Here is a 13,679-nt window from a genome sequence, read left to right on the forward strand (position 1 = left end):
TCATGATGTCTTCTCATGATATTGAATAAACCCGCTTCTGGATCTCTGAACAAATGAGATCGATTTCCTCCTTCGATAGCTTGGAAGGCGCCCGTCCATACACCAGGCATTCATCTGAAATTCTTCTTAGGTGTACCAGAATACTATCGCCACTACTTACTATAAAAAGCTCTCCGCTTTTTCTCACAGAGATGGTGCGCATTTGACCCGAGATTTGTCCCTGAAAGCTGAATAATTCCATGATTCTAAAACTATTAAGAAGTTAAAACGGTTTAAAAATGTTGAAAACTGGATTGATATGTGCTGATTTGTGGAAAAGTGCTAAGAAAAAAAGCCCGCTTGCATCTTTTTTAGCTTTGCCAGTTTTTCTATTGTTTGTATAAGCCGGAATTGCATTAAAACCTCTCGGAATATATCGAAAAGCGCTTCTTGCAATTAGTCATAACGACAGTCTAATTTAGGGAAATAAAAAATAGAAAGACTAAGTAATTTGCCTTTAATTTAAACAGCATAAAAATCAGCCGTTTCTTTTATCAGAATATCGATTGGTGTGTAATTTTCAACCTGGCCGGTTTTATTGTACAAAAGGTATTCCAAAATACTTTTTATTGCCCGGTATCCCTGGTGCTCAGGTCTCTCCGAGATGATAAAGGAGATATATCCATCTTTCAGGCCATCTATATTGCGTTTATCTGTGCCATACCCGACAAGTTTAATATGTTGCAGGTGGTGCTGTTTCAAATATTCAGATATAACGTACGCCCGGGTATTAAACACGGCAGCCCCGCCTATACTGGTGTGCTCCCTGAAGAATTGATCGAGGAGCCCTGTACTCAGTTTCCTGTCTGAGTCGTCAAACTGTGCTGAAAAAACGTTAATTTGAGGGAAGTGATCTTTTAAATATGACATAAATCCATACGAACGGGCAAGTGATTGTACAGAGGTCTCGTCGCCGGTTCTTTTAGAATGAAAAAAAGCAATGTCTTTGCCGGGCTCAAGCACTGTAGTTAATAACCTGGCCTGTACCACACCGGTCTGGAAGGAGTGGGGGCCGAAGAAAGCAAGCGGCTGAGTATTGTTAACGAAGGTATCAACGAAGACGTATGGAATATTCCGCATAAATAGCTGACTGGCGAAAAGTACGGTTTCGTCATAAAATGATGGCCCGATCAAGACCATGTCTGCTTTCAGGGAAAGAGCTTTGTTGAAGGTACTCCTGCAGGAGTAAAGATCAAACTGGTTGTAATAAAGGAATTTCATTTTGAGCTTAATGTTCCCAAAATCGTTTACCGCACTTTCGATTCCTTTCTCAATAGATTCCCAATAGTCTCCCTCAGAATGTTCCGGCAGGATAATCAGGAGCCTGAACTGCCTGGAATCAGCCACGGCAGGGGAGCCAAGCCGGTAGGTAAAATCAAGTTCTGCCAGTACTTTTTCGATTTTCTGCCGGCTATCCGCAGATACATCACCCCTGTTGTGTATAACACGGTCAACTGTTCCTGCAGACACCCCCGCAAGCGCAGCTATATCTTTGATCCTGTATTTTTTCTTCATTTAGGCTGTAAATATATTAAACCTTTTTCGGCTGTGCAAAAGCACGGTGTGTGTATTAGGGTAGTTGTTATCGTTTTTGACGAGAATTCCTCTGTTTTAATAGTTTAGTAGTCGTTAAAAAAGAAAAAATAAATATTGAAAATTAAATTATGTTAATATATTTGTAAAGAGCACGGCATTACACGGTGTTTTAATTTGGTATAGCGTGTTTTTATTTTGCTTTTAAATAACTAATTTGTAATTATAACTAATTGTGTATGAGTTTTTCCTTTATGAGGTTTAAGCGTGCTTTTTCTGTTCTTGTGTTTTGTTGTATTATGTTCCGTGCTTATAGCACGGTTTCTCAGCACAATATTCTTTTATTCGGAGCAGTGCCTGATGGAAAAACAGTCAATACATCCGCTATTCAGGCTGCTATAGATAAAGGAGCGAAGGATGGAGGGAAGGTACTAATTCCTGAAGGTTCTTTTGTGACGGGCACATTGTTTCTTAGAAATAATACAACATTGGTTCTTTCGCCCCGAGCCAGGTTGCTCGGCTCTGTAAACCTTTCAGATTACCCCCGGGTAAAAACAGACTTTCGTTTTTGGGGCGATACATGGGTAAGTCAGGCACTCATCGTAGCACATAATATCCGTAATATCACTATAGAGGGTACCGGAACGATTGACGGACAGGGCGGTCATTTTAAATTAACGACCAACAAGAAGCCCGACAGATATCGTAACAGGCCTTACTTATTATGGGCTGCAGGATGTACTAATGTGCTGGTCAGGGATATTGAGCTGAGAAGTTCCGCTATGTGGATGCAGTCTTATATCCGGTGTGAACAGCTTCGGATAGACGGGATCAGGGTGTTTAATCATTCCAATAAAAACAACGATCTGATGGATATTGACGGATGCAAGGATGTGGTTATCACCCGGGTCATCGGCGATTCCGACGATGATGGTATTACTTTTAAAGGAACCTCAGACCGTGTATCAGAAAATATCGTAGTATCCGATTGTATCATAAGCAGCCACTGCAATGCGCTGAAGTTTGGAACTGAAACCACCGCCGGGTTCCGGAATGTAACGGTCAGTAACCTGGTTATCAGAAAGTCGGCTGTAACAACAGCACTGACAGGCCGCCCGGAGGGAATATGTGGTATTGCGCTGGAAATGGTGGATGGCGGCCTGATGGAAAATATCAGTATATCAAATGTTGTGATAGACGGTACGTATGTACCTCTGTTCGTGCGCCTCGGCAACAGGGCACGAAAGCACTATGCTGAAGCTCCCGAACCGGCACCGGGAAGAATGCGAAATATACAGTTGTCAAACATAACGGCAGAGGCCTCCGGTTTTATAGGGTGTGCCCTTACAGGACTCCCTGATCAGAAGATTGAAGGGATTTCTATTACAAACAGCCGTTTTGTGTTTCCGGGCGGCGGACTTGAAGAGCATGCCCGGAAGGTGATAGATGAACTACCGGATTTGTATCCTGAGTCGACCATGTTCGGCCCCCTGCCTGCATTTGGGCTATATGCCCGGCATATCCGTGATTTAAATCTTCAGGGGATATCTTTCCAGGTCAAGTCAGGCGACAGCCGCCCTGCTGTATTCTGCGACGATGTGACTGGAGGGATGATTTCCGGGATATCATCAGACCGCGGTCAGGACAATATCAGAATACTAAATAATTCAAATATAACGCTGAAATAGAATACATCAGCTCCGCTCAAAACCAAATAGTATGAAAATTAAAGCTTCACTCCTGTGTTTATGTTTTTTCATAAGCTTAAGCGGGAAGTCTCAGACTCCGCCCGCTGCTGATCTTCTTAAAGCTATGAAAGAATCTGCGAATTATGCATCTGCCGTTCTTCTTGATGCGGATGGCAAATCGCGGTGTGATTATAATATCATTGAAGGGAAATGGTACCCGTATGAAGAACCATGGCACACCGGGCAGCTGATCCTTGGACTGCTTGATGCCTATAAGGTAACAGGAGATTCCAGGATGCTGGCTGCTGCCCGGAAGGCGGGGAACTGGTGGATCGGACTGGAGATTAAAGACCATCCTAAACTGAAGGGAATGGTAGCTGCCACACATGGTGATGCAATAGGCAATGATCAGATCGTATTTGCCACCATCAGTGATGGTACACCCGGTATATTTGAATTAAGCAAGGTTACGGGAGATAAGAAATATGCGAAGGTGGCATCGTCTGCATGCCGCTGGATGCTTAATAATATGTATTACCCTGAAAAAGGGGTATGCTATGACCTGGTTGACCTGAAGACCGGTGAAGTTTTAAAAGAAAACAGCCCGTTCTATAAAGATAAAGAGAATCAGACACTGGAGGATGTATCCCGTCCGAACACAGAAGGCTCCCCGTTTAAAGACGCGTATGAGTTTACAGGAGATAAGAAATTCAAAGAAGCTCATATTCTGCTCTGTAATTCACTGATTGAAAAGCAGAATGAAGATGGTATCTGGATGAGATATATGCCTAACCACATCGAAGAATCATCCTTTCATCCCCGCTTCAACCTGTGGTATGCAGAATCGCTCCTGGAAGCTTACGAACTGACGAAAGACCGGAAGTATCTGGAGGCAGCAGCGAAAACTGCCCGCACCTATGCAAAAGCCCAAAAGAAAGACGGCACTATCTTCTACGAAAATTATACAGATGGAAAACCCTCAGATAAAGGCTCGGTCTGTGGATCAGCCGTGGCGTTTGCCGGTATCGTCTGGATGCGCCTTGCGGGTTATGGGTACAGCGAGTTCATACCCTCCTACGAAAAAAGCATTCACTGGATCCTGAAGAACAGATATGCCGCGGATCACCCGGATCCCAATATGCGTGGTGCTGTGATAAACACCCGTATGCGCTCTAAAAATGGCCAGATCTGGCTGACACAGCGCGATGTAGGAACATCCTTCGGGCTTCGTTTCCTGGCTGCTTATTATGAACTAAAATACAAAAAACAGATATGACAGAACCTCTAAAAGAATTTACTATCGGCCCGCTTAAGATCCATGTATACGAAACGAGAGCGGATATGGGACGTGCAGCTTATGAGCATTATAAGCAAAGAGTCCAGGCTTTGCTGGCCAGGAAAAGCCTGATCCGATCGGTATTTGCTGCTGCTCACTCCCAGGCAGATTTCCTTGCTGCACTAGCAGCGGACACGGAGATCGACTTTAGCAGGATAGAAGCATTTCACATGGACGAGTATATCGGCCTTGGAAAGGATGCTCCGCAGAACTTTGGTAATTTCCTGAAAAAAGCCCTGTTCGGAAGCCAGCCGTTTGGCGGGGTTAATTATGTAAGGCCCGATGCGGTTGATGTAGAAGCGGAGTGTGAGAGGTATGAAAAGTTGTTAAGGGCAGCCCCCCTTGATATAGTTTGCCTCGGCATCGGTGAAAACGGTCATCTTGCCTTCAACGATCCCCATGAAGCGCGGTTTGATGAAGAAAAATGGGTCAGGATAACCACTCTTGACGACGTATGCCGGCAACAGCAGGTAAATGACGGAGAATTTGCAGCTATTGATGAGGTTCCCCGTAGTGCCCTCACACTCACAATCCCGGCACTTATGGCTTGTGATACTGTTATCGGAATCGTTCCTTCCGCACGAAAAGCCAGGGCGGTTTTCGACGCATTGTACGGGCCCGTGTCCGAGTCCTGTCCTGCTTCTGTATTGCGCACTCACAAAGACGCTACACTCTTCCTTGATAAAGACGCCGCTGAATTATTAACCAACCAACCAGAATGTTCATTATGAAAAAGCTAATTGTTTCTTTGCTGCTGTTTGCCGCAGTCATTGCGCTCTCATCATCATCCTATGCTCAGGGAAAGGGAAATCTTCGGGGAATTGTAAAAGATACCGCCGGTGTTGTATTGCCGGGAGCATCCGTAACCGTAAAGGGGTCTACATTAGGAACCGCTACCAACCTGAATGGCTCTTATTCACTGCAGGGTGTCCCTGCAGGTGAAGTGGAGATTGTCGTGAACTACCTGGGCTTCGCTACTTTAACCAGGAAAGTCACAATAGTGGCAGAGAAAACAATTACTGCAGACTTCACCCTTAAAGAATCTTCAGTCACAATGAAGAGCGTGGTGATTTCGGCAGTCGTAGGAGGACAGCAACGAGCGTTAAATCAGCAAAAGATGGCTGACAATATGATGCAGGTTGTTTCTGCAGACCAGATCGGCCGCTTTCCCGACCCAAATGTTGCCGATGCGCTGAAACGCCTCAGTGGGGTGACTACCAACGGTAAGGATGTTCAGCTGCGCGGGACTCCTGCAAATTTTACTAATATCAACGTAAACGGCGAGCAGGTAATGAGCAGCCAGGAAGAAGGCAAGAGAAATGAGTCGCTTGATGTTATCCCTTCTGATATTCTTGCCTCCCTGGAGGTGCAGAAAACGCTTTTGCCCTCCAATGATGGTGATGCAATTGCGGGAGTGGTAAACATGCGGACCGCAACAGCCCGTTCTCTTTCACCAAAATTATCTCTCGATCTCGGAAGCGGCTATAACTGGCTGCGTGAAAAGACTATTTACAATATCAGGGCGGGGTTTTCACAGCGCTACTTACCGACAGATAAGAATCCTAAAGGGGTGCTTGGTGTCGCCGCCAACTACAGCTATCTGAATACTAACAACGGGTACGACAGACTGGAAGCTGAAGCCTGGGAACCCTACACGCTGACCCGCAAATCAACCGGTGAGGTGGTATCTGAGAATACTTACATTCCAACTGATTTCAGGTATCGTTATCAGTCAAGGGAATCCAAAAGACACGGTGCTGTGCTGGTGCTCGATTGGGCACCTGTTGAAAATACAAAGTTTACGCTCAGTTCTGTGTACAACAACCGGAACGACGATGACTTGCGGTATCGTAACCGGTACAGATTCCGTGATAACGGGAAAGGCTTTTTCTTAATGGACGATGGAAGTATCGGCTCTGAAAGAATGAGAAATATTGTTCAGGTGTCTGATCAGAATGAGAAGATCAGAAATATTAATCTTAATCTGGACGGAGAATCGACCATGGGAAGCTGGAAAGTGGACGGAGGAGCATTCTACAATAAGTCTAAACGCGACTATACCAGCCAGATGATGGGTTTTCAGGGGCCTGAATGGAGAGCAGGTAAGAAAGTAAATGGGGTTACCATCCCTGCGGGTACGGTAGTAGGAGTTGTTCCGGATATTTATTCAAAATACCTGACTTCCTCTTATCTTTACCAGCCGACAGGCAATATGGGACCTGATGCTCCTGATGCGATATCCCGCTTTAACCTGTATACGGTTGAGAACAATGACAACATCACGGAAGGTACTAACTTTACGTTGAGAGCCAATGCATCGAAAAACTATTTCATTGGCAAGTTTGCTTCTACTTTCTCCTTCGGTGCTAAAGGAAAGTTTATGAACAATTCAGGTTATATTCCTGACGGTACCTGGACATATAGCGTTACTGCCAATAATGCCAACAGTCTTAGTAACCTGCTATATAAAGATCAGCTTTCTACGTCTTTCCTTAACGATAAACTACCGTTTGGGATGACAGCTGACCTCGGCAAAACCCAGGCGTACCTGGCCGATCCGGCTAATTCTGCACAAATTGAGAGAAATGATTACTTCTCAAATACTTATATTGATGGATTTTATTACGATGCGGGTGAAGATGTGGTGTCTGGTTATGTAATGAATAAGATCCAGATGAATAAGCTCATGGTACTTGCCGGTGCCCGTGTGGAGCGGACCAGTGTCAATTATAAAGCGAATATTGTAACCCCATTTGTTAACCCTAACGCTCCTGTTCAGGGGGGCGATGCCACTCTTTATAATGATTATACCTCTACACCTGTCAGTGAAAAACTAAATTACACTAAATTTTTGCCTAATATTCAGTTCAAGTATGACATGACTGATAAAACAATTTTCAGGTTTGCCTGGACTACAGGATATTCAAGGCCTAATGTAACGGATCTGGTGCCGAAGCAGAATATCTCGCAGGACTTACAGCGGGTGACGCTGGGTAACCCTGATCTGAAACCTGCTTATGCGAATAACTTAGACCTGCTTTTTGAGCGCTATCTATCAAATGTGGGAATTGTTTCAGGAGGCGTTTTTTATAAGCACATCGGGAATTTTCAATATCTGAGCGAAGGGATCCTTGACGAACCCGGAAGTGATTACAATGGATGGCAGGTGATCAAAAGCATGAACGGCGATGCGGCGAAAGTTTATGGTGCTGAAGCGACCATTAATGCGAGCCTCACTTTCCTGCCCTGGATCTTCAGGAACCTGGTTTTTACCAGCAATTATACTTATATTCATTCAAAAGCAACCACCAGCCTGGAGCGTGGTAGTACCAGGTTGCCAGGGCAAGCTCAGAATACCGGAAATTTTGCATTAGCATATTCCACCAAGAAAGTCACGCTGCAGGCTTCTATGAATTATATCGGTTCTTATATCAATGCACTGGGATCTAATTCCGAACGCGATATCTGGCAGGAAGGAAGATGGCAGCTCGATCTTAACGGAAACGTACGTCTGTACAAAGGGATCACCGTTTGGGCAGAACTAATGAATGTTCTGGATAATGAATATTATAACTATTTTGGTAACAAGGACAGAATATATAACCTGCAGTTTAACGGGGTGAACGGCCGGCTTGGTATCAGCTATAGATTTTAATGAAGAAATACATTTTAGTACTGTTTACAGCAGGCTGTATGTTCTCCGGCATAGCCGGAGAACATACTTTCCGGGAGCCCGGCTTACAAAGTTCGCCGCATCCCCGGATACTCCTGCCGGAGGCAGGATTGAAACAGATGCAAAAGGATATTGCTTCTGATGAAGTTTGGAGAGTGCTCCATGAGCGCACTCTCTCGGCATGTACGCAACTGCTGGAATCCAGTCCCCTGCAACGCGTGGTAGAAGGCAGACGTATGCTGAATACCTCACGGGAAGCTTTATACAGGCTGTTTATGCTCTCGTATGCCTACCGTACCACCGGTGACCGGGTTTACTCAGCCCGCGCCGAGAAGGAATTGCTTGCAGTCAGCCGGTTCAGTGACTGGAACCCGTCGCATTTTCTTGATGTTGCCGAAATGACCACGGCTGTATCCATCGGGTATGACTGGCTATGGTCCGCTCTGAGTGTACCGACGCGGAAAGCTGTCAAACGCGCAATCCTGGAGAAGGGCTTGTTGCCTTCGCTCAAAACGGAGTACAACAGTTTCCTCACGCGCGACAACAACTGGAACCAGGTCTGCAATACTGCTATGGCGTTTGGTGCAGCAGCAATTATGGAAGATGAACCTGAGCTGGCCCGGAAGATCATCAGCCGTTCGGTGGAGGGTATCCGGAAACCCATGGCCCGTTACGGGCCCGACGGTGCCTATCCGGAGGGTTATGGATACTGGCACTACGGTACGACGTATAACGTCCTTCTGCTTGCGTTGCTTGATAACCTGTATGGTCATGACTCCGGATTATCGGAGATTCCCGGATTTAAGCAAAGTGCCTATTACATTACGCACATGGTAGGACCGGGCGGTCAGGCTTTCAATTTTGGTGACTCGGGGGCAGGAGACAGGCTCAATATCCCGATATTCTGGTTTGCACAAAAGCTGGGAGACGAATCCCTCGCAAAATCCGGCATCAGTCAGCTGCTTGAGAGAAAAGATTTTGGCTATGAGCAGTATACCCGCGTCCTTCCCCTTGCCTTTATCTTCGGGCATCGTTTTAAGATGGATAGTAAAAAGGGAAAAACGCTTCCACGTATGTTTGTTGCCAGGAATGAGGCGCCGGTTTGCCTGATGAGGACTGCCTGGGGGCAGAAAGATGCCATCTTTGCGGCTATTAAAGGCGGCAGTCCTTCCGATAATACACATACACATCTTGATGAAGGCACTTTTGTTATGGAGGCATCTGGTGTACGCTGGGCCCTTGATCTGGGGCCACAGGATTACGGAGAGATTGAGAAGCTGGGTATATCGCTTTGGGATAATAGTCAGGAGAGCGGTAGATGGAGCATCTTCCGGTACAACAACTTCTCTCATAATGTGATCTCTGTGAACGATCGTTATTTTAACGTCAGCGGAAATGCAAGAATAAAGAACTGGTCTGAAACGCCTGAAGAAATGAAGGTAAGCCTCGATCTGTCGCCTATGTACGGCGGTCTGCTGTCTTGTGCGGAAAGGACACTTTCTATTACCGGGCAGAAGGCAGTTGTACTGACTGACAGTATTTGCTCATCTGACTCTGTTGCAAATCTGTCATGGCGCATGCTTACCAAAGCGAAGGCAGAAGTTATTAAAGGAGGAATCTTACTGTTTCAGGAGGGAAAATGGCTTTTGGTCCGGTTGCCCCCGCAGGTAAGCCCTTTCATAATACCCGCCAAAGGTCTTCAAAAGTATGATGCTCCTAACGATGGTATAAGTATAATAGGATATACCTGCTCACTTATGCCTCATAAGCAAAGAAGCCTGACTGTTACGCTGATACCCATAAATAATAAAGAAGACGCTTTAACATATTAGAACTCAATGAGCAATCCTTTAACTCCCCGAAGAACAAATTACAGATGGATTGTATGTTCCATGCTGTTTTTTGCTACACTGATTAATTATCTCGACAGGCAGGTTCTTTCCCTCACATGGAAAGATTTTATCGCCCCTGAATTTCACTGGACCAATACTCACTACGGTAATATCACTGCATTCTTTTCGGTCTTCTACGCCATCAGTATGCTTTTTGCCGGCCGGTTTGTAGACCGGCTTGACACCCGTAAAGGCTACCTGTGGGCAATCGGTATATGGTCTGCAGGTGCATGTCTTCATGCCTTCTGTGGTATCCTTACATCGGGCATTATCTCAGGAAACTGGCTGGTAAGTTTCCATGGGGCACGGGAAACTATCGCCCTGGTAGACAACACATCCATGGTCGCAAGTGTAAGTGTCACTTTATTCATCTTTGCCCGTATGGTGCTGGCGCTTGGGGAAGCCGGCAATTATCCTGCTGCCATTAAGGCTGTTGCAGAATATTTTCCAAAGAAAGACCGCGCCCTGGCGACCAGCTTGTTTGATGCCGGATCTGTGGCAGGAGCACTGGCTGCGCCATTATCTATTCCGTTTATTGCACAGGCATGGGGATGGGAGACCGCTTTTATCGTGATAGGGGCACTTGGATTTGTCTGGATGGGGATCTGGGTTTTTGTCTACAAGAAGCCGGAGGTTAATCCGGGAGTGAATGAGCTGGAAATTGCCTATATCCGTGAGGATCACGAAAATATCATTCATAAAGATATCAGCCGCGAATCAAAGGTCACTTTTAGGGATTGCTTGCGGTACAGGCAGACGTGGGCCTTCGCACTGGGAAAGCTTCTCACCGACGGAGTCTGGTTTTTCTTTCTCTTCTGGACACCTGCATATCTCAGTTCTGTATACGGTATAAAGTCGTCGGATCCGATGGGGCAGCTTGCGATATTTATGCTCTATCTTATCTCCCTTGTATCTATTATCGGAGGCTGGCTGCCTTCCTACTTTGTTGAAAAGAGAGGGATGAATCCATACGCAGGCAGAATGCGTACGATGCTCATCTTTGCTTCATTCCTGCTGGTAGCTCTGCTTGCACAGCCTCTTGGCCATATTTCTTACTGGCTGCCCATCACTTTTATTGGTATTGCTATGGCCGGACACCAGGCATGGTCTGCTAATATATTCTCTACCGTGGGGGATATGTTTCCTAAAAAAGCCATTGCTACTGTCATTGGCATCGGTGGGATGGCCGGAGGGATCGGAGCTTTTATCATCAACAAATCATCAGGGGTACTCTTTGATTATGCCGCTGAAACTCAAATGCGTTTTATGGGATTTAAAGGGGAAGAGGCAGGCTATTTTATCGTTTTCTCGGTTTGCGCATTTTCACATCTGGCAGGGTGGGTCGTTATGAAGGCCCTGGTGCCGGTTTATAAACCTATTACTGATCTGTAGGTATCTTAACAAGCTTATTCAATATGTACAAATTACTGGTTTTTCTGATCTGCACTCTTTATATAGTTCCTCTTAGTGCCCAGGAGCTAAAATCTCCGGACGGCAGCTTCGTTCTGTTTTTTTCTTTGAATGAACAGAAATCACCGGTTTACTCTATGAAGTATAAAGGACGCCAGGTGATAAAACCAAGCCGCCTTGGCTTCGAGATCTTATCCGGAACAGCTCAGATGAAGGAGTTCTTCGAATTACAGGGGATAGAACGGTCTTCAAAAGATACTACCTGGCAAACAGTATGGGGAGAGCAGCGACTCATCCGGAACCACTATAATGAAATGCTGGTATCTCTTCTCCAGGAAGGACGAGTGATGAAGATTCGTTTCCGCCTCTTTAACGATGGCCTGGGTTTCCGTTATGAATTTCCAGAGCAGGATAAGCTTAGTGCCTTTATTATCAGGGAAGAACTGACTGAGTTCAATCTTGCCGGAGATCATAAAGTATTCTGGATGCCTGGTGATTATGATACCAATGAGTATCTCTATACAACATCAAAATTTTCTGAGATCGGCGCGCTGATGAAAAAGGCTACTCTCAGGATCAAGTCGCAGCATCCTATTGCCAATACGGCCGTCCAGACGCCTTTGATGATGAAGTCGGATAACGGTCTGTATATTAACATCCATGAAGCTGCCCTGGTAGACTATCCCGCTATGCACCTTAATGCGGATGTGAAGACCTTTGGTTTAAGTGCACACCTGGTTCCCGATGCCTGGGGAGGGAAGGGAGATATCAATGCCCCGGCAAATACTCCCTGGCGCACAGTTGTTGTGAGTAGTGATGCCCGCAATATTCTGGCTTCGAAACTCATTCTTAATCTGAATGACCCATGCAGGTATGATGATGTATCCTGGATTAAACCAGTGAAATATATTGGAGTTTGGTGGCAGATGTTTGTGGGGAAAGGCACCTGGAATTATACTGATCACGAAAATGTTAAGCTGGGAGTAACCGATTATAGCCGTCTGCAACCAAACGGTACGCATGCCGCTAACACCCAAAATGTAAAGAAATATATTGATTTTGCCGCTAAACACGGATTTGACCAGGTCCTTGTTGAAGGCTGGAATGTCGGCTGGGAGGACTGGGGAGGAAAGGTGCGCGAGAATCTGTTTGATTTCGTGACTCCGTATCCCGATTTTGATGTGAAAGAACTTCAGCGGTATGCAGCCGGAAAAGGAGTGAAGGTGATGATGCATCACGAAACAGGCGCTTCCGTTTCTAATTATGAGCGTCGTTTGGACACCGCATTCCGATTCATGAGAGAATATGGATACAATGCAGTAAAAACAGGCTATGTAGGATGGATCCGGCCCAAAGGTGAACATCACGACGGTCAGTTTATGAACAATCATTATCTCCACGTTGCCCGTACGGCGGCTAAATACAAGATGATGGTCAACTCACATGAGGCGGTGAGGCCGACGGGGCTGCACCGGACATATCCCAACTGGCTGGCCCAGGAATCAGCCAGAGGCACTGAGTTTGAGGCTATGAGTGGCCTTCCTCCTGAACATACTACCATTCTTCCGTTCACCCGTTTAATGGGTGGACCGATGGATTATACGCCGGGGATTCTTCAAACTATTTTCAGTTATCATAATCCGGCTAAAACCAAACAGGCGGGTACTACTCTCGTAAAACAGCTTGCTTATTATGTTACCATGTACAGCCCTTTGCAAATGGCAGCCGATCTTCCTGAAACTTATGACCGGTTTGCAGACGCATTTCAGTTTATTAAAGATGTTGCTGTTGACTGGGATGATTCCTGGATACTGGAGGCAGAGCCCGGCGATTACATTACTATTGCCCGGAAGGCGAGGGGCCGGAATGAATGGTTTATCGGTGGAGTAACGGATGAAAACCGCCGTACGGCAACCATTGATCTGCGTTTTCTTCCCCGCGGCAGGCAGTACACTGCTACTATTTATGAAGATTCAGGTACCGCCCACTGGAAAACGAATCCTATGAGTTACAGGATCCGGAAGGTAAAGGTAAGTTCAAAAACAGTGTTAAAGCAGGCTCTTGCTCCGGGTGGAGGTGTTGCCGTTAGTATAAAGGAGACAGACTAA

9 protein-coding genes are annotated in these 13,679 nt (G+C 45.9%); 7 read left to right on the forward strand and 2 right to left on the reverse strand.

Going from position 1 to position 13,679, the window contains the following annotated elements; translation table 11 throughout:
* Positions 1 to 13: 13 nt before the first annotated feature.
* Together DDR33_RS25545 and DDR33_RS06395 are read right to left on the reverse strand one after the other, a co-directional pair.
* Positions 14 to 241, reverse strand: coding sequence for a hypothetical protein (locus DDR33_RS25545; RefSeq protein ID WP_146198710.1), 228 nt, complete (start codon positions 239 to 241; stop codon positions 14 to 16).
* Positions 242 to 501: 260 nt separating this feature from the next.
* Positions 502 to 1,554, reverse strand: a complete 1,053-nt coding sequence (locus DDR33_RS06395) for a LacI family DNA-binding transcriptional regulator (protein ID WP_109414943.1) — start codon at positions 1,552 to 1,554, stop codon at positions 502 to 504.
* Between the two features lie 257 nt (positions 1,555 to 1,811).
* On the opposite strand from DDR33_RS06395, the gene DDR33_RS06400 reads away from it, so the two are divergent.
* The 7 genes from DDR33_RS06400 to DDR33_RS06430 are packed head-to-tail and all read left to right on the forward strand — an operon-like array spanning position 1,812 to position 13,679.
* Positions 1,812 to 3,260, forward strand: coding sequence for a glycoside hydrolase family 28 protein (locus DDR33_RS06400; RefSeq protein WP_202913670.1), 1,449 nt, complete (start codon positions 1,812 to 1,814; stop codon positions 3,258 to 3,260).
* 31 nt (positions 3,261 to 3,291) lie between these two features.
* Entirely contained in the window at positions 3,292 to 4,536 is a 1,245-nt protein-coding gene (locus tag DDR33_RS06405) for a beta-L-arabinofuranosidase domain-containing protein (protein ID WP_109414945.1), read from the forward strand.
* Positions 4,533 to 5,327 carry a glucosamine-6-phosphate deaminase gene (locus DDR33_RS06410; protein WP_109414946.1) on the forward strand — a complete coding sequence of 265 codons (795 nt, stop codon included), beginning with the start codon at positions 4,533 to 4,535 and terminating at the stop codon, positions 5,325 to 5,327. The genes DDR33_RS06405 and DDR33_RS06410 overlap by 4 nt, the downstream gene beginning before the upstream one ends.
* Positions 5,324 to 8,251 carry a TonB-dependent receptor gene (locus DDR33_RS06415; RefSeq protein WP_109415106.1) on the forward strand — a complete coding sequence of 976 codons (2,928 nt, stop codon included), beginning with the start codon at positions 5,324 to 5,326 and terminating at the stop codon, positions 8,249 to 8,251. The genes DDR33_RS06410 and DDR33_RS06415 overlap by 4 nt, the downstream gene beginning before the upstream one ends.
* Positions 8,251 to 10,101: a DUF4962 domain-containing protein gene (locus DDR33_RS06420; protein ID WP_109414947.1), complete on the forward strand. Its 1,851-nt coding sequence runs from the start codon at positions 8,251 to 8,253 to the stop codon at positions 10,099 to 10,101. Before DDR33_RS06415 ends, DDR33_RS06420 begins: the two co-directional genes overlap by 1 nt.
* Positions 10,102 to 10,107: 6 nt before the next feature.
* On the forward strand, positions 10,108 to 11,553 hold the full coding sequence (locus DDR33_RS06425; RefSeq protein ID WP_109414948.1) for an MFS transporter: 1,446 nt from the start codon (positions 10,108 to 10,110) through the stop codon (positions 11,551 to 11,553).
* Positions 11,554 to 11,576: 23 nt separating this feature from the next.
* Positions 11,577 to 13,679, forward strand: coding sequence for a glycoside hydrolase family 97 protein (locus DDR33_RS06430; protein ID WP_109414949.1), 2,103 nt, complete (start codon positions 11,577 to 11,579; stop codon positions 13,677 to 13,679).

It is taken from the genome of Pararcticibacter amylolyticus (genome assembly GCF_003130405.1).
Lineage (GTDB): Bacteria > Bacteroidota > Bacteroidia > Sphingobacteriales > Sphingobacteriaceae > Arcticibacter > Arcticibacter amylolyticus.